We start from the raw sequence: 16506 nt of genomic DNA, 5'->3' as shown, positions 1-16506 counted from the left end.
CCCAACTGACCGTGACTCCTCTACATTTGCCGTAGCCTCAGTGATCACATGAAGAACCCCTTACGCGTAAGCCACGCCTTGGCTTGCGCTGACCCTGCCTGCGCTGCGGACCGATTCAAACGCTCAGCATCATGGAAATATCCTTTGCAGCTTCTCAGGTGAGCCAGACCATGCAAAGCATGACTATTACCGACAGCTGCCGCAGCATACGCAAAATCCTCAGCACGTCGGCGATCATCTTGCCCTTCGCTATGCCATGACATCCATTGCAAAGCCGCCGGATTCCCTGCTTCAGCAGCAGCTCTATAAAAACACAGGGCAGTGGCAAGGTCACGACGCTCTGCTCGCTCCCGTGCGCAGGTGACTAGAATTTCAGCATGCCCGTGCTCGGCAACAAGGCGGCTCAGCCACTCGACATCCTTCGCTTTCCCAACTGCAGCACGGAGTTGGGCCAGTTCCAGAGCTGCGGCTGGGCTTCCATGCTGCACAAGGAATGCGTGCGCCAACTCTTCTGCCGCACCACGGTTACGGCCCGCCTCGTGGTGAGCAGTGAGCCAGCGCGCCGCAACTGGGTCTCCAGTATCCGCAGCCCAAGAGTATATTCTTTCTGCGGCGCGGTTCATTCCCATAGCCTGCAGATGATGAGCCAGGGCTCGAGCCCCCATACGGTTGCCACTGACCTGATACGCCCGGCGCGCAAGGCGCTCAGCGTCTCCAATACGTCCAGCGTGCCCAACAGCAGCAGATAGCTCACCCAGAAGAAAGCCATCGAGGCATTTGGTATCAATTACCTCTTCCGCCTGCTTGAATTTCCTCATCGCGATAAGGCGGCGCGCAAACCAGCGCAGCACTGTCGAGTCACCAGACGCGGCTGCTTTGAAGTAGAGCTCTTCGCAGTCCATCACCTTGTGGTGACGTGCAGCCTGCGCCAGCTCTCGCAGGTCTGATTCTGTATACGAATGAGCAGTAGCTGCCACCCAGAAAGAAGAAGGGGGTATCTCCCCTTCTCTTATCGCTCTACCCTTCTCGTCGAGAAAGTCGGCCAGTTGGTACAACGTAGTGGCAGACAGGGGTTGACCTGAGCGCGGCCGGAACCGAGTTAGAGGTCCAGGTAGTTGGCGACGGGATTTGAGTAGCCTAGTCAGGTGGAAGGTGAACCAATCATCATTCAGCGTATGCCATGTAGCTTCGTCCACATAACCCTCAGCAGCTGCCTGCAAGAACTCCCCCGACAGGTGCGGACCATGCCCGAAGCGGCGCGCGTCCATCGCCGCATGCAAGATGGCCCGGGCCGCCCCTTCGGACTGCTCATACCGACGCCACAGGTGCAGGGCTCCGGCCAGGAACTGAGTGATGTGCCCACTGACTGCCCGACTTCGAGCCAGACGCAAACGTTCGTCGGAGTCAAAAAGAGTGGCGGCATGCGCCAATTCCTGCTGAGTGAATCTGATGGGCATCCTAACCGTCACTGCCAAGTCGGCAAGCTGTTCCACGGCGCCCATTCCAATATCCAAGTAATTATCCTCGGGAGCGCCCCCCGAGAGGTTGTCCCAGATGTCGGGCCAAATTGTACCCAACACTAGAACTGGCCCCCGCTGCTCATCAGCCAGCAGTTCCTGAATACTCGCCGATATCTCTGCAACATACTCTTTATTCTGCAAATACATGTTAGCGTCGTTCAGCCACAGAACAGTTCTTGGGCAGAGCACGTCCGATTCCAAGGCACGCAGGAGAGCCACAGGCCGGTTGGGAGCCAACGGGTGCACGATGCGCCAGTTCGGTAGTTCGGAACGCACCGCCTCCCAGCACGCCCGTGTCTTCCCGGTAGAGGAACCGCCGATAACCATCACAAGTCGGCTTCCATCGGCTGCCTGAGCCACCTGGCGCCGTAGTTCGCCATCAATACTGACAGTGCGCGTGATATACGGGGGAAGTACCGTGATCCCAGCAGACCCGCGGTCCACCTCGAAGGATGGATGCACCTCCAATCGCAGAGCATCAGCAGGATCCAATTCCCTAATCAGTTTTGTGCGAGGCGAAGAAGCGCTCCGAGAATCCGACCCAGGCGGATCACCCCTAAGCGCAACCCCCCGCACCCGAAGTCGATTTCGAAGCATTTCAGCGTCAATAACACCAGCCCTAGGCCCCCACTCCTGCACCGCTTCCTCGATCATCCGGTACACGGCTGCGGCATTGATCTTGGAATTTCCTGCGAGTACTCGATCCTCCAGCAGAGCGCAAAGATATGTGCGCCTTGGGCTAATTTGCTCAGTCGGCTCAACCTCCACAACAAGGCGACGCGCCACCCGAAAAGCAGTAAAGTTCACCAGTTCTCGCTCGATAGCGATCACACCTCTATCCGCGAGCAGATCTCTCACGGTCTCTACAAGATGCCGCCATATACGTCTGAGCTCCTGGCCACAGGTTGAAATCTTCTTTAGGAAGCCTTTCAGGCTTTTCTGGGAAGCGGCATACGCAGCAAGACTTCGCAATGCTTCCAAGGTGCGCAAGGGGCCAGATGAGGTAATACCCAGCCTGTGCCGGTCAGCATCGATCTCATCGCCGAATGAATCAAGACTCTGCAAACACTGGCGTATCGTCTTACGCCACGGTTCACTACTCGGAAAGATCTCAAACGTACGTTTAACTTGCCTTTCCAGAGTCACCTTGTAGGGACCCTTGCAGCTCAAGGCAACAATGTCATCCAGGGGGAAGTCACTGCCCTGCTGCAGGCAGATCGAGTCCGGCGCCACGTCCAGCCCTGGAACCTCTACGCCGCAGAGCAACGCGACTGTATCCAGGGTCGCGACGCGATACTCATAGATCGTCCCGCCCCCACCCGTGCCAATCGAGGAAGCTCCCCCACTCAACCGCTCACTCCAGGTCCCGATGCGTCGACCAAGTTCCCGGACGTTTATACCTTCAGTAGGGGGAAGAGGTGAACTCGACAGAAGGCTTGGTAGACGCCGACTCGCTGTTGCGCGCCTGCGCGCGAACGCCAAAAGCCGCATAGCGAACAAATCTCACTTACCACTCAACAGCGGGGCCAGCTCGGAACCGTTCCATGTTGCGTGCTCAAGGGGTCGCGAGCTTCGATCGGTCGTGCCACGGGTAGTGATTCGCTGACTACGGTGATAACGACCATAGATCTATCGCGGGCAGCCACAGGAGCGTCACGCCGGCCATGACGATGCTCCCGATTGCGAACCGCGTCACCTCACATCCACGACAGCCCCATGATTCGTCCAGGGCTCAGATGCCGGTGCCATATCGCTGATTCAATTCACAGACACCGACACAACGCCCCGACAGGTTGCCTCTACCCCGCCAGGTAGCTCGATTGAAACACCAGACACCCCTCCAGCAGCCCAGATGCTGAAAAGCGGGACGTCTTCCCAGATGGGCGAGGAGTTGATTCCCACTGATTGGTTGCCTTTGAGGTCGGAGTCCGCGGACGGTCGTAAGGACTGTGCGTGCAGGGCCGTTCCGGACGGAACCGAAGATGCCCGTGGGTGGGCGGGGCGCGTCGCGGATGGAGCCTGCTGTGGGGCGGTGCGGGAGCCAAGGAAGTTGGCGGGAAGAGTTAGGCAACTCGTCAGGCGCATCGCGGTGACGCACCTGTCTGTGCGCGCGGGACGCACAGCGGCATGTCACAGGGCCTCGTGGACCAAAAGGGAAGGAATTTCCGTACGGATCGCGGAGCGGTAGCCACGCGGTAAGGAGTGGGCGGCGCTCGTGCTGGGCGTTCCCGGAGTCGCTCTCGCACCCATCCTCGTCGTGCTGCTCCCCGAGACTTCCGGGTCGGCCGAAGCCGTCGGGCCCCCAAGCCCGGAGGGCTGCCCATCCTCACAAGGAACCGCGCCCGCTCTCCCGCCCCGAGGACTGCATGCGTAAGCACGGGTTCGCCTATCGGCTCGCCGACTCCTAATTTCCGTCCAAGGCCCGGAATTTCTGGTACGCCATCGACGATCCGAAATGGGCGCGACGGTACGGGTGCGCTCGCGAAGCTTCGTACGGGCGACCCCAATCAGCGGTCCTTCCGCAGTCCCCTGCCCGAGCGGAGGGCCACCGATGGGCCGTCCCCAACCATGTTCAGCGCGGAGACGCCAGGCGACATGCCGCTTGCGCGCAGCAGCCGGGGCTGCCGGTCCGAGGCCGAGCGCAGACTGTACGGGGGTCTTGAGCGCTGATTCCGGGCCGAGGCGACCTGTTCCCGCGACTCCGGGCTAGCCACCGCAGCTCAACGCCTGGATCGGCACTACGACCGCGTACTCCAGCGGCGATACCGGGCCGAGGTGGACACAGGTCGCCGCCTGCAGCTCGTCGCCCTGGCCGACGCCCGCACACTCAACCAGACTGCCGGCCTGAAACCGGAGAGCACACAGCCGTAGCGCACCCGAAGCACACGGCGCCACACCCGTGGAACGGCCGGTCAGGTCAACGGCCGTCAGACCAGGCGCCGCAGACCGGAGGGCCATGATCAGAGACCGGGCACCTGCACCATCCCGTCCTCACCACGACCGGAGAAGACCACCCTGGCCCGAAGCCGTACCGCCTTACGCAGCCTGCTACTCGGTGCCGCCGTCGCCGGGCTGGCTGAAGGTCAGCCGGCCGCCACCGCCCCCGGTGCCAACTCCCCATACGACCGCTGGTGGTACAGAAGCGGGCGGCGGTCCTCGGAGGGGCCCTCTCCCCTCACGTAGCGGGCGACGATCGTCGTGTGATCGCCCGTGGGGATCTCCTGTGTCGTGGTGCACTCTGCCCAGGCCAGGACGCCCCGTTCCAGTAGCGGCAGGCCCGAAGGGGTGTGGTGCCAGGCGAGGCCCGTGAACTTGTCCCGGGACTTGGAGGCGAAGCGGACGCATGCCGTCCTGCCCTCGTCCGCCGCCATCACGTGCACCACGAAGCGGCGGCGGCGCAGGAGGTGCGGGAGTGTGCGGCTCTGGTTGCCGACGCAGACCAGGAGCAGGGGCGGGGAGGCCGAGACGCTGCACAGCGCCGTGGTGGTCAGCCCGGCGGGGCGCCCCTCCTCGTCGGTCGTGGTGACGATGCCCACGCCGGTGGGAAAGGCGGCCATCATCTCGAACAACCCCTCACGCAAGGCCTCTTCGTCACCCGCCCCCGCTTCGCCCCCGGCGACGGCCGCTCCCTCGGCGGCCCGCGTCATGTGCGGTCCGGGAAGTGCGGCAGCACCTGCTCGCCGAAGGTGCGGATCGACTCCATGACGACCTCGTGCGGCACCGTGCCCATCTGCATCACGAGGATCAGCTCGTCGACGCCCGCCTCCTCGAACCGTTCGATCTGCTTGCGGCACACCTCGGGGCTGCCGATCACGCCGGTCATCGGAGTGTCGGGGGCGAGCCGTTCGTCCATGGCGCGTTGCAGGTCCTCCTCGGAGAGCGGTCCCGCGTCCGCGTCCAGGGGGCCCAGCGGGCGCTGCTCGCCGCCGTAATACTTCATCTGCGACTGCCAGAAGAACGAGGCGCCGCGGAATCCGTATGCGCAGGCCCTGCGGTCGTCCTCCAACACCGTGCTCATCGGGGTGCACGCGTAGTGGTCGGTCACCGCCTCGCCGGCGGGCTCGGCCGCGGCCACCGCCTCGCGATATCGCCGTACGCGCTGGGTGAGCTTCTTCTGCGTGCCGGCGGAGAAATTGAGCGAACCCAGACCGAGTTCCCCCGCCTGCACCGAACTCGACGGCGTACTGCACGCGGCGAACATCGGCGGATGCGGCTCCTGCACCGGCTTGGGCACGACCTGGGTCGGCGGTATCCGGAAGAAGTCGCCCTTCCATTCCACGACGTCCTCGCACCAGACGCGCGGTATCAGCCGCTGCGCTTCGAGCCACTGGTCGGCGAGTGAGGGGATGTCGGTCTCGAAGGCGTGCTGCTCGGTGCGGGTGCCGCTCTTGCCCGAGCCCCAGTTCACACGGCCGTTGGAGAGGATGTCGAGGGTCGCCACGCGTTCCGCGATACGGATCGGGTGGTTGTAGCGGTGCGCCGTGAGGGTCACGCCGTGGCCGATCCGTATGTTCTCGGTGCGCGCCGCGACATAGGAGAGGAACACCTCGGGCGCTGAACTGTGCGCGTATTCCCGCAGCCCGTGGTGCTCGACCGCCCACACCGCGTGGTAGCCCAACTGATCGGCCAGCACGGCCTGTTCGACCGAGTCGTGGAATATCCGCCGCTCGCTCTCCCGGGTCGGGGAGGCGAGCTGCATTTCGAAGAACAGGGAGAATTTCACGGCACGGAACTCCAAGCTGTGGTCAGTGCATTGGTCGATCGATGCGGGGCGATCGCCGCGTACGAGAGCCGCCCCACGTACGGAAGCCGCCCTCGTACGAGAGCCGCCCCGCCCCCTCGCGGCGCGCCCTCACCCGCCCACGACGCCCCACGGCTCGGGGATGCGCGAGGCGAGGCGGGGCTTGCGGTCGGCCCAGCAGCGGATGGACAGGGCGAGCGCGGCCGCGGGGTCCTTGACCTGCTGGGTCGGCTCCAGCGGCTCGTCGAGGCTCGTGTAGCTCTCGAACATGCCCAGGAGCTGGACCACTTCGAGCTGCACCGGTGACAGGTGCTCCCTGGCCATCGGCAGGAAGAACCGGTGCCAGCGCTCGGTGGGGATGAACGGCGGCTGCCCGACCGGGGCGATCCCGCGCTCGGCCCGCCACTCGTTGAGCGTGCCGCACACGACGTCCAGCAGTTCGCCGAGGCGCAGGCACTTGGCGCCGCCCGCGATCACCTCCGTACGGGGAGCCGAGGGCGGCTCGCCCAGCACGGCGCCGGCCGTCACGTCCGCCACCTGGTCCACGGGGGCCAGTTCGGCGCATCCGCGCGGGTCGCCGACCAGCGCGGCGGCCAGTCCGGACGCGAGGGCCTGCACCAGCGTGTAGGGGCCGGTGAAGCGGCCGATCGCGCCGTCCGTCGTACGGCCGATGATCAGCGGCGGGCGCACCACCGTCAGCGGTCCGCCGTGGCGCTCGCGCACGAGCGTCTCGCAGGCCGCCTTGGACCACTCGTAGCCGTTGCGGTGGCGGCCGAAGGCGGAGGGCACCGCGTGCCGTTCGGGGTCGGCGCCGTCCGCGTACGCGGTGGAGAGGTGGACGAGGTGGGTGTCCGGGCCCAGCAGTTCCAGCACCGCTTCGGTAGGACGCACGTTGGCCTCGACGGCCTCCTCGCGCTCCATGCTCCAGCGGGTGGAGGCCGCGGTGTGCACCACCGCGTCCCAGTGCCCGCGCAGTTCGGGCGGCGGTGGGGCGTGGCCCATGTCCCAGGCCACCTCGCCCGGCCCCGACGGCCTCCTGGCCACCGCGGTCAGCTCGATGTCCTCGCCCGACGAGACGAGGGTGCGCAGCACTTCCTGCCCCACCACACCGGTCGCACCGGTGATCAAGACCCGCATACGGTCACTCCTCTGGATCATGCGTCGCGGCCGTCACGGGTTCTCGCGCCGCGGCCGTCACGGGGCGATCACCAGCGCCGCGTTGTGTCCGCCGAAGCCGAACGAGTTGGTCAGCGCCGGCAGCTTGCCGATCTTCCGCGGGGCGCCGGCGACGATGTCCAGCTTCCCGGTGTCCTCGTCGGCGCGTCCGAAGTTGGCCACCGGCGGGACCAGCCCCTCGGCGGCGCTCAGCGCGGTGACCGCGGCCTCCATCGCCCCCGCGGCGCCGAGCCCGTGTCCCAGCACGCCCTTGGACGCGGTGACCGGCGGTGCGGAATCGCCGAAGACCGCGGTGATCGCCCGCGCCTCGGCGCGGTCGTTGTGCACGGTGGACGTGCCGTGCGCGTTGATGTGGCCGATGTCCCCCGGCGCGAGGCCGGCGTCGTCCAGCGCCCGCCGGATGCAGTCGGCCGCGCCGCCGCCGTCCTCCTGGGGGGCCACGATGTGGAAGGCGTCGGAGTTCGCGCCGTACCCCAGGATCTCGCCGAGCACGGTCGCGCCCCGCGCCCGCGCGTGCTCCCACTCCTCCAGTACGAGGAAGGCCGCGCCCTCCCCCATCACGAACCCGTCCCGGTCGACGTCGAACGGGCGGCACGCGGCGGCCGGGTCGTCGTTGCGCTGGGACAGGGCCCGCATGCGCGCGAAGCCGGACATGACCATCGGGGAGACCGAGGCCTCCACTCCCCCGGCGACGATGACGTCCAGCTCGCCGGAGCGGATCTTCTGCACCGCCTCGCCGATGGCGTTGGCGCCGCTGGCGCAGGCGGTGGCGTAGGTGAGCGCCGAGCCCCTGGCGCCCAGCCGCAGGCTCAGCCGCGCGGCGGCCCCGCTGGTCATGGTGCGCGGCACACTGAAGGCCGGCACCTGCCCCGGGTCGCTCCCGTACTCCACCGTGGAGCGCTCCATCGCGGTCAGCCCCCCGGCGCCCGCGCCGACGGCGACGCCGATGCGGCCGGGCTCGGCGACGGTGTCCAGCGGCACGTCGCCCACCGCGTCGAGGGCCGCGGCCATGGCCAGCACGGCGGAGCGCTCCATCTGGCGGGACTCGCGCAGCGACAGGTAGCGGGCGGTGTCGAAGTCGGGCACCCGGCAGGCGAAGGTGACCGCCAGGTCACGCTCGACCAGCTCCTCGACCGGTGCCGCGGTCGGGCGGCCCTCCAGCAGCGCGTCCATGACCTCCTTGGTCTCGGTGCCCGCCGCGGTCTTCATGCCGACGCCGCAGATGGCCACCCGCCGGCGGCTCACGCCTGCTCCTTGAGCAGTTCGAGGGTGTCGCCCACGCTGCGTACGTGCATGAAGTCCTCGACCTGGAAGCGGAATCCGAGGACCTTCTCCAGCCGGGTGCCGATCTCCATCAGTTCGAGGCTGTCGATGTCGTACTTCTCGCGCAGGTCGGTGGTCTCCTCGATCTCCTCCTCTGCGACGCCGACGACCAGGGCGACCTGACTCCTGACCGCATCCGCCAGTTCATCGCGGTTCATGGGCACTTCCTTTCCGGATTTGCTGAGCGTCGTGGTGCAGAGCGTCGTGGTGAAGGCCGGGGGCCGCCTCGTCCAGGTCGAGGGTGGCGGGCAGGCCCAGGGCGCGCCGCGCCAGGTACTGCCGGGCCGCCACCGGGGTCGGGGGGTGGAAGCGGATCGCCTGGGCGTCACGCCACAGCCGCTCCAGCGGAGCCGAGCGCGCGTACGAGGCGCCGCCGACGGTCTCGGCCAGCGCGCCGACCACCTCGGGCACGACGCGTACGGCCTGCTGTTTCACGGCGAGCGCGGCTCCCACGAGGTGTTCGGGCGCTGCCCCCGACTCCATGCGCCGCGCCACGTCGGCGCAGGCGGCCTCCAGGGTGAGGAGTTCGGCGACCCGGTCGCCGATGGCGGCCTGGTAGCTGGGCAACTTGTCGCGGGTGGTGCCGAGATGGGCGATGCGCATGCGGCCCAGCAGGTCGCGCGCGTGGTGCAGCGCCGACTGGGCGAGGCCCAGGTAGCAGGCGGTGGCGGTGAGCGCGAACCAGATGGTGCCCGCGGCGAACACGTCGTCGTCCTCGGTGCCCGCTGCCGCCTCGTAGAAGACCAGCTCCTCGGGGATGAAGCACGCGTCCAGCACCAGGGTGTTGGACGCCGAGCCGCGCATGCCCAGGGTGTCCCAGTCGTTGCGCACCGACAGTCCGGGCGCGTCCGTGGGCAGCAGCGCGACCAGCACGGACGAGCCGCCCTCCGCGTCCTCCTCGGTCTGCGTCTGGAGGCATACGAGGTCGGCCTCGGCGGCGAGCGAGCAGGGCCGCTTGGTGCCCGACACCTCCCAGCCGCCCTTCACCGCGCGGGCCCGCAGCGTGGAGCGCGTGGTGGACCCGCCGAGGTGCGGTTCGGCGAACGCCGAGGCCAGCAGCCTGTCCTGGGTGGCGATGGCCTCCATCAGGAGCCAGGAGGTGTCGGTACGCCGCTGCCAGTGCTCCACCATGAGCCCCACGGAGAACAGGTGCATGTTCACCGCGACCGCGAGCCCCGGGTCGGCGGCGCCGAGCGCGCGCTGCATGGCGCAGCACCGCACGAGACCGGCGCCGCCGCCGAGGAACTTCTCGGGAACGGGGCGGCCAGGCCAGTGCAGTTCGCGCAGCAGCCGCAGGCTCTCGACGGGGGCTGTGCCGTCCCTGTCGGAGCGCACCGCGTGCCCGGCGATCTCGGCCAGCGCGTCCTGCGGCAGCGCGTCGCCGACCTCGGGCCACAGGCCGTCGAAGACGTCGTCGGGGGTCACGCGTCCCCTCCCCCGGCGTCGCCGACGGCGCGCCGCGCCTGGTCGAGGGTGGCCTCCAGATGTGCCATGGCCCGGTGCACGTCCTCGTCGCGGGCGACGAGCGGGGGCAGCAGCCGGAGCGTCTCGGGGCGGCTCAGGCAGGGCGAGACCAGCAGGCCGCGCTCGGCGAGCCCGACCACCACCTCGCCGGCGTGCTCCGGAGTGGCGAAGTCGACGCCCCAGATGAGCCCTTGGCCGCGTACGGCGGTCACGACGGAGGGGAAGCGGTCCTTGAGCCCGGCGAGCTCGGCCTCCATGAGCTTGGCCACGTGGGCGCCGTGCTCGGCGTGTTCCTCGATGGCCCGGAGGGCCGCCGGCACGGCCGCCATGGTGAGCGGCTGGCCCGCGAAGGTGGCCGTGTGCCGGAACGGGTCGTCCGTCAGAGGCTGGTACAGCTCGTCGGAGAGTACGGCGGCCGAGACGGCGGTGACCCCGCCGCCCAGCGGCTTGCCCAGCAGCAGCGCGTCGACGGGCAGTCCGGCGTGCAGCGCGAGCGAGCGCTCGCCCGCGCGCCGCAGCCCGACCTGGATCTCGTCGGCGATCACGAAGGCGCCGGCCCGCTTCGCGTCGGCGCACCAGCGCGCCAGGACCTCGGGGGACAGCGGCATGACGCCGTTCTCGCCCTGGACCGGCTCGAACACGAGGGCCGCGAGCGGGGCCGTGGCGAGCGCGGCGGCGAGCGCCCCGGGGTCCTCGGGGTCGAGGTGGACCACGCCGCCGAGGAGCCCTTCGAGCCCCGTGCGGAACCGCGCGTGCGAGGTGAGCGCGAGGGCGCCCATGGTCTTGCCGTGGTAGGCGCCGCGCACGGCCGCGACGGTGGGCCTGCCGGTGACGAGGCGCGCCAGCTTGACGGCGACCTCCACGGCGTCGGCCCCGTTGGTGCCGAAGTGGACCCGGTTCAGCCCGGGCCCTGCGGCGTACTCCACGACCTCCTGTGCCGCGCGGGCGAGGACCGGGCTGCTCAGGGTGCGGGTGGAGACGGGCATCGCGTCGAGCTGACCGCGTACGGCGTCGAGGACCGCCGGGTGCCGGTGACCGAGCAACGGGACCGCGTACGAGCCGAAGTCGAGGACCCGGCGCCCGTCGGACAGCCGCACCTCGCAGCCCTCGGCGCCGGCCTCCACCGCTCCCTGGCCGGCGAACTTCCCCGAGAGGGCGAGCGCGGGCGACATGTGCGCGCGCAGCCGTCGGAAGGTGTCCTTCGCGGTCGTGCTGTCGGTTCCCGGGGTGCTCCCAGTTCCCGGCGTGCTGCCGTTCGCCCTCATCGCCGGCGCTCCGGCTCGGCGGTTCCCGCGCGGTCGCCGAGGTGCGCGAGCATGGCCCGCGAGTTGTCCTCCAGCGCGCGTGCGGCGACGGGGTTGAGCAGGTCGCTCATCATGGGGATGCCGATGTCGAACTCCACGTGGAGCTCGACCGTGGTGCCCCGCTCATCGACGCTCACCTGCCAGTGGCCGGTGAAGTAGGCCAGGTCGCCGTCGATCTGGCGGAAGTCGATCCTGCGGCGGCCGTGGTCGATGAACTCCTCTTCCTCCCACTCGAGTTCGGAGCCCTTGAGGAGGACCTGCCACTTGCTGACCCGTACGTCGCCGTCCCGGCGCAGCACCGTGATGTCCTGCACCTCGGCCATGTAGCCGGGGTAGGACTCGTTGTCCAGCAGGACCTCCCAGACCTTCGCGGGGTCCTCCTGCGTGGTGTGGCTCGTGGTTACCGTCGGCATGGCGGTGTTCCTTTCTCGGTGCTCAGATGCCCCACTGGTCCCAGTTGACGGGGCCGAGGCCGTGGTCGGCGCGGAGTTCCTCCAGGGCTCCCGCGATGCGCACGGTCGGGAAGTAGCCGTTGGCCGTGCGGATGAGGGGAACGGTCAACGGCAGCTCCGCGCGCAGCCGTTCGTCGTGCTCGCGCACCGCGGCCATCGCCCGCTCGGCCTCCTCGCGGCTCGCGCCGGCCGGCAGCGGCAGCTCGCGCAGCGCCCGTGAGGCGGGGAAGCCGTCCAGGGCCAGGTGCAGGTGGTGCTCGACGTGGCCCGGCTGTCCCACGTAACCGCCGCCGACCTGGTGGCAGTACGAGATCGCGCGCAGGGCGACGGCGCACGACTCGACGCAGGTCGGGTAGTCGCCCTCGCGGTAGGCGGCCTCGGTGTCGGTGATCGCCGTCTGCACGGCCATCGCGTACTGCCAGGCCATTCCGGCGCCGTGGGTCAGCAGCCACGTCAGGTCGGTGCCGGCGCTCTCGCGTACCGTCCCCTCGCGCCCGCTCATCGGCCCCTCGCGCTCACCCGTCTCGCGCTCACTCATCGAACGCCTCCTGCTGTGCGTCGGGGGAAACTTCCAGGACCAGTTCGGCGTCGCGCAGCGCGCGCAGCAGCCGGCCGGGGGCGAGGGCGTCCGCCGCCTCGTGGAGGGAGCCGTCAGCGGTGACGGAGTCGCCGAAGACCCTTCCGTGCCGGGTCAGCGCGAACTCCTCCCTGCCGAGCTGCACGGTGCGCCGCCCCGGGTCCTCGCGGACGGTGGTCAGCCGCCAGGGGTCCCAGTGCGCGAGCCCGGTGTCGTCGAGCAGGGCCGTCAGCTCCGCCTCGCTGGGCACCGCGTAGTGCCGCCGTACGAGGTCCGCGTCCATGCCGAGCCTGGCGGCCCTGCTGGGCAGCCACTTCTCGCTGGTCAGCACGTCTCCTCGGGCGCGGCAGCGCAGTTCGAGGAGTTCGCGTCCCGCCCGCCGGAAGAGGTAGGCGGCGGCGTCCGCGCCGGGCTCCGCGCGCTCGGCGAGCCGCGCGACGGCCCAGACGACGAGGAACTGGTCCAGCGCGGAGCGCACCACCATGGGCAGCACGCGCGCGGCCTCCTCCTCGGTGAACACCGGCGCCTGGCCGGGGAAGAGCGGCAGCGAGTTGAGCCACCGCGAGGCGGTCCTGCGCATGCGCCGCCCGGGCGGCGGCGCGAGGCTCACGCGCCCGAGGGGCAGCTCCTTCACGGGGAACGCGTCGGCCGTGGCCAGGAGCTGGGCCGGCATCGCCGCGGGGTAGTGCTCGATGTCGACGGGGGTGTCCCCGGCGAAGAACAGGTAGGCGGGGGTCGGTTTCTCGATGCCCTCGACGAGCATGTGCACGTCGACGTCGCTTCCCTCGTTGCCCAGGCCGCCGGCCAGCGAGCCGACCAGGTGCGCAGGCCCGGCGGTCAGCACGCTGCCGCCCAGGTCCCGCACCTCGCCGAGGGTGAGTCCGACGACTTTCAGCGCCTGCTCGACGGTGACGGCGGGTATGGCGGGTATGCCTTTCACGCCCAAGACACCTTTCTGTGGTCCGGTTTCAGCAGGAAGGCCGCCAGCACGGCCGGCACGGCGGTGAACAGCAGCAGCGCCCCGATGTCGCCCGCCACCCCGCCGACCCCGGCGCCGCCCGAGATCACCTCGCGCATGCCGTGCACGGCCCAGTACGAGGGGGTGGCGGGGGCGAGCGGCTCGGCCCATCCGGGCAGCAGCTCCCGGGGCACGAGCGCGCCCCCGAGCCCGGCCATCGCCAGCGCGGCCACGTTGGCCACCGAGGTCATCTGCACGACCGTGCGGCACGCGGCGAAGCCGAGCACGCCCAGCGCGACCAGGCACAGCGCGAAGGCCAGCACCACCAGCGCCAGGGCGAGGGGCGAGCCGCTGACGCGCAGCGAGTAGAGCGACCAGCCCGCCAGCAGCAGGACGGTCATCTGCGCCACGAGCACGCCGAGCGGGACGAGCGTCTTGCCGACCACCAGCAGGGGCACGGGCACGGGGGCGGAGCGGAAGCGGCTCCAGGTGTTCCAGCCGTGGTCGCGGAAGAAGGCCATGCCCACGTGCGAGATGAGGAACATCGAGAACATCACCGACAGCCCCGGCACGGCCTGTTCGGCGCCCGCGTCGCCGCCCGGCGCGTGCGGGAGCCCGGATGCGGCCATCGCGCCGCGGTACATGGGCATCAGGAATGCCATCAGCACCAACGGCATGACGGTGAGGACGAGTTGGGGCACCCAGTCGCGCCGCTGCACATGCCACTCGTGGCGGGCCAGCACCCCCAGGACCCGCAGGTCATCGCGTATCCGCATGGGCCCTCCCGTCCTCCTCGACGATCCGGTCGAAGACCTCGTCCAGGCTCGGGCGGCGGATCTCAAGCCCCGTGAGCCTGTCCAGGTCCGCTTCGAGGCCTCGCAGCACGCCCGGCAGTTCGCCGGGCCCTTCGAGGTCGACGGAGAGGGTGCGGGTGGTCGCCGAGGGCCCGTCACCGTCCCGTACGCGCAGCTCGGCCACGGTCCTCCCGAAGCGGTCGAGCAGTTCCTCGACCCGGCCGCGCGCCGCCGTGGCCCCGTCCTTGAGCAGCACCACGTCGGCGCCGAGCGCCTCCACTTCGGGCAGGTAGTGCGTGGAGTAGCACACCGCCGTGCCCTCGGCTGCCAGCGCCCGTACGTGGTCGAGCACGGCCCTGCGGGTCGCCGGGTCCACGCCCACGGTGGGCTCGTCCAGCAGCAGGAGCGGGGGGCGGCACACGGTCGCCATCGCGCAGTGCACGCGGCGCCGCTGCCCGCCGGAGAGCGTCCGCACCCGCCGCTCGGCGACCTCGCCCAGGAGCATCGCCGAGAGCGCGTCGTCCACGGCGCGCGCGAGCCCGCGCCGTGACATGCCGTACAGGGAGGCCCAGTGGGAGACGTTCTCGCGGACGGTGAGGGTGGGGAAGACCGCCAGGTCCTGCTCGGCGTAGCCGAGGCGGGCGCGCGCCGCGCGGGAGCGGCGCGTCACGTCGATGCCGCACACCGAGACCGTGCCCGCGACGGGCCGCACCTTGCCGGCGACCGCGTCCATGAGGGTCGTCTTGCCCGCGCCGTTGGGCCCGAGCAGCCCGAGGATCTGGCCGGGCGCGATGGTCAGGGAGACCTCGCGCAGCGCGGTGCGGCGGCCGTACGCGGCGGTGAGCCCGGTGACTTCGAGCACCGGCGCGGTCGGTGCGGTCGCCCCGTGCGGTCCAGTCGACCCGTTCGGTCCGGTCGGCGCGTTCGGCCCGGTCGACCCGTTCGGTCCGGTCGGCGCGTTCGGTCCGGTCGGCGCGGTCATCGCGCGTGTCCGGCGGGGAGGGCGCCGGTGCCGTCGGAGGGGAGCACGCCGCTGCCGTCGGCCGGGATCTCGGTGACCTCGTCCTCGGCGCGCGCCGGAGTGATGCCGAGCTTCGCGGCCGCCTCCAGCGCGGCCCGGGTCTGCTCCCCCGCACCCGCGCCCCAGCCGCACAGACCGGCGATGAGCTGCGGCGGGACGAGCAGCCGCCGGTGCACGGTGCCGGTCGCCGGATCGGGTGCCGAGGGGCCGATGGCGTCGATGGCGGCCGCCAGGCGTACGCGGGCCACAGGCGCGTCGCCGGGGCGCTGGTCGAGCACGTAGCCCAGGTGGAGCGGGCCGGAGATGCGGATGCTGGTCTCCTCGTGCACCTCCCTGACGGCGGCGGCCGCCGGCGCGCGGTGCTCGAAGTCCTCCAGCGTGCCGCCGGGCAGGCCGATCCCGCCGTTCTCGTCGAGGTAGACGACCACCCGACCGTCGGGCGCGAAGACCCACACCCATGCCTGCCGGATGGCCAGCTCCTCCGGAACCTCTCCGGCGTGCCAGACCCAGGCGGAACCGCTGTGCACCCAGGGCGCGACGCCGTACCGCCGCATCACCGCCTGGACCCGCGGGGCGCGCCCGTCCTCCAGGCAGGGCGCCGAGCGCCCCTCGGCGCGGGCGGAGAGCGCCGCGGCGACGCGACGCGCCTCGGCCCCGGCGACGTACTCCGGCACCTCGTCGGCGGGTACGAAGGCGGCCGGAACGGAGGCAGCCGGTACGGGGGCGGGCGGTACAGGGGCGGGCGCGCGGCCCTCTCCGCGTGCCTCCACCCGGCGGATCGCCGACGGGCTGATGCCGCCGCCGTCCAGGACGTGGATGGAGACGTACTCGCCGCCGTCCCCGCCCCCGGAGGGCGCCCGGTCGACGGCCAGCAACTCGCCGAGCCGGGGCGAGAGTCCGGTCGCGGCGGCCACCGCGCGCTGGGCGGCGTCGTACAGCGACTCCCCCGCCGCCGGTACGGCGACGGGCAGCGCCCACCCCTCCGTACGGGCATCGGCACCGGGGTCGGCTCCGTCATCGGCACCGGCTCCCGCACCGGCTCCCGTTCCCGCCAGCAGGACCCTGCCGTCCCCGGTGGTCACGAGCACGGCTGCCCGTACCGCGGCGCCGCCGTGGTCGGTTGTGGCTGTCACATTGCTCTCCTGCGAAGTCGCTTCACGTACGGGCCAGGGGGCC

14 protein-coding genes are annotated in these 16506 nt (G+C 70.0%); all 14 read right to left on the bottom strand.

Features of this window, described 5'->3' with window-relative positions; genetic code table 11:
• Nucleotides 1–44: 44 nt before the first annotated feature.
• A complete protein-coding gene (locus ABEE00_RS19890) occupies nucleotides 45–2753 on the bottom strand; it encodes a hypothetical protein (RefSeq protein WP_345746915.1) in 2709 nt (902 codons plus the stop codon).
• 1850 nt (nucleotides 2754–4603) lie between these two features.
• The gene (locus ABEE00_RS19885) at nucleotides 4604–5101 is read right to left on the bottom strand and encodes a flavin reductase family protein (RefSeq protein WP_345746914.1); all 498 of its coding nucleotides are present in this window, start codon (nucleotides 5099–5101) and stop codon (nucleotides 4604–4606) included.
• Nucleotides 5102–5163: 62 nt separating this feature from the next.
• Nucleotides 5164–6243 (bottom strand): LLM class flavin-dependent oxidoreductase, encoded by a 1080-nt coding sequence (locus tag ABEE00_RS19880; RefSeq protein WP_345746913.1) that lies wholly within the window; start codon nucleotides 6241–6243, stop codon nucleotides 5164–5166.
• A 129-nt stretch (nucleotides 6244–6372) separates the two neighbouring features.
• Nucleotides 6373–7398: an SDR family oxidoreductase gene (locus tag ABEE00_RS19875; protein WP_345746912.1), complete on the bottom strand. Its 1026-nt coding sequence runs from the start codon at nucleotides 7396–7398 to the stop codon at nucleotides 6373–6375.
• A 57-nt stretch (nucleotides 7399–7455) separates the two neighbouring features.
• Entirely contained in the window at nucleotides 7456–8682 is a 1227-nt protein-coding gene (locus ABEE00_RS19870) for a beta-ketoacyl-[acyl-carrier-protein] synthase family protein (protein ID WP_345746911.1), read from the bottom strand.
• Nucleotides 8679–8918 carry an acyl carrier protein gene (locus ABEE00_RS19865; protein ID WP_345746910.1) on the bottom strand — a complete coding sequence of 80 codons (240 nt, stop codon included), beginning with the start codon at nucleotides 8916–8918 and terminating at the stop codon, nucleotides 8679–8681. Before ABEE00_RS19865 ends, ABEE00_RS19870 begins: the two co-directional genes overlap by 4 nt.
• Nucleotides 8905–10185 (bottom strand): acyl-CoA dehydrogenase family protein, encoded by a 1281-nt coding sequence (locus ABEE00_RS19860; RefSeq protein ID WP_345746909.1) that lies wholly within the window; start codon nucleotides 10183–10185, stop codon nucleotides 8905–8907. Before ABEE00_RS19860 ends, ABEE00_RS19865 begins: the two co-directional genes overlap by 14 nt.
• The gene (locus ABEE00_RS19855) at nucleotides 10182–11489 is read right to left on the bottom strand and encodes an aminotransferase class III-fold pyridoxal phosphate-dependent enzyme (protein ID WP_345746908.1); all 1308 of its coding nucleotides are present in this window, start codon (nucleotides 11487–11489) and stop codon (nucleotides 10182–10184) included. The genes ABEE00_RS19860 and ABEE00_RS19855 overlap by 4 nt, the downstream gene beginning before the upstream one ends.
• Nucleotides 11486–11941 (bottom strand): type II toxin-antitoxin system RatA family toxin, encoded by a 456-nt coding sequence (locus ABEE00_RS19850; protein WP_345746907.1) that lies wholly within the window; start codon nucleotides 11939–11941, stop codon nucleotides 11486–11488. The genes ABEE00_RS19855 and ABEE00_RS19850 overlap by 4 nt, the downstream gene beginning before the upstream one ends.
• A gap of 22 nt (nucleotides 11942–11963) precedes the next feature.
• Nucleotides 11964–12518 (bottom strand): hypothetical protein, encoded by a 555-nt coding sequence (locus ABEE00_RS19845; protein WP_345746906.1) that lies wholly within the window; start codon nucleotides 12516–12518, stop codon nucleotides 11964–11966.
• Nucleotides 12511–13497, bottom strand: a complete 987-nt coding sequence (locus ABEE00_RS19840; protein ID WP_345746905.1) for a hypothetical protein — start codon at nucleotides 13495–13497, stop codon at nucleotides 12511–12513. Before ABEE00_RS19840 ends, ABEE00_RS19845 begins: the two co-directional genes overlap by 8 nt.
• Nucleotides 13494–14291 carry an ABC transporter permease gene (locus ABEE00_RS19835; RefSeq protein WP_345746904.1) on the bottom strand — a complete coding sequence of 266 codons (798 nt, stop codon included), beginning with the start codon at nucleotides 14289–14291 and terminating at the stop codon, nucleotides 13494–13496. Before ABEE00_RS19835 ends, ABEE00_RS19840 begins: the two co-directional genes overlap by 4 nt.
• Entirely contained in the window at nucleotides 14275–15171 is an 897-nt protein-coding gene (locus tag ABEE00_RS19830; protein WP_345746903.1) for an ABC transporter ATP-binding protein, read from the bottom strand. Before ABEE00_RS19830 ends, ABEE00_RS19835 begins: the two co-directional genes overlap by 17 nt.
• Before the next feature lie 116 nt (nucleotides 15172–15287).
• Nucleotides 15288–16463, bottom strand: coding sequence for an NUDIX hydrolase (locus ABEE00_RS19825; RefSeq protein ID WP_345746902.1), 1176 nt, complete (start codon nucleotides 16461–16463; stop codon nucleotides 15288–15290).
• Between the last annotated feature and the right edge of the window lie 43 nt (nucleotides 16464–16506).

The sequence above is a fragment of the Streptomyces odontomachicola genome, assembly GCF_039605595.1.
GTDB lineage: Bacteria > Actinomycetota > Actinomycetes > Streptomycetales > Streptomycetaceae > Streptomyces.
Note: the sequence above shows the minus strand (reverse complement) of the source record. Positions and strands in the feature narration are given on the sequence as shown.

Bases quoted from the DNA above. Each gene is read 5' to 3' on its own strand.
- ABEE00_RS19875 (WP_345746912.1), bottom strand. From the start codon at position 7,398: ATGCGGGTCTTGATCACCGGTGCGACCGGTGTGGTGGGGCAGGAAGTG.
- ABEE00_RS19865 (WP_345746910.1), bottom strand. From the start codon at position 8,918: ATGAACCGCGATGAACTGGCGGATGCGGTCAGGAGTCAGGTCGCCCTG.
- ABEE00_RS19855 (WP_345746908.1), bottom strand. From the start codon at position 11,489: ATGAGGGCGAACGGCAGCACGCCGGGAACTGGGAGCACCCCGGGAACC.
- ABEE00_RS19850 (WP_345746907.1), bottom strand. From the start codon at position 11,941: ATGCCGACGGTAACCACGAGCCACACCACGCAGGAGGACCCCGCGAAG.
- ABEE00_RS19845 (WP_345746906.1), bottom strand. From the start codon at position 12,518: ATGAGTGAGCGCGAGACGGGTGAGCGCGAGGGGCCGATGAGCGGGCGC.
- ABEE00_RS19835 (WP_345746904.1), bottom strand. From the start codon at position 14,291: ATGCGGATACGCGATGACCTGCGGGTCCTGGGGGTGCTGGCCCGCCAC.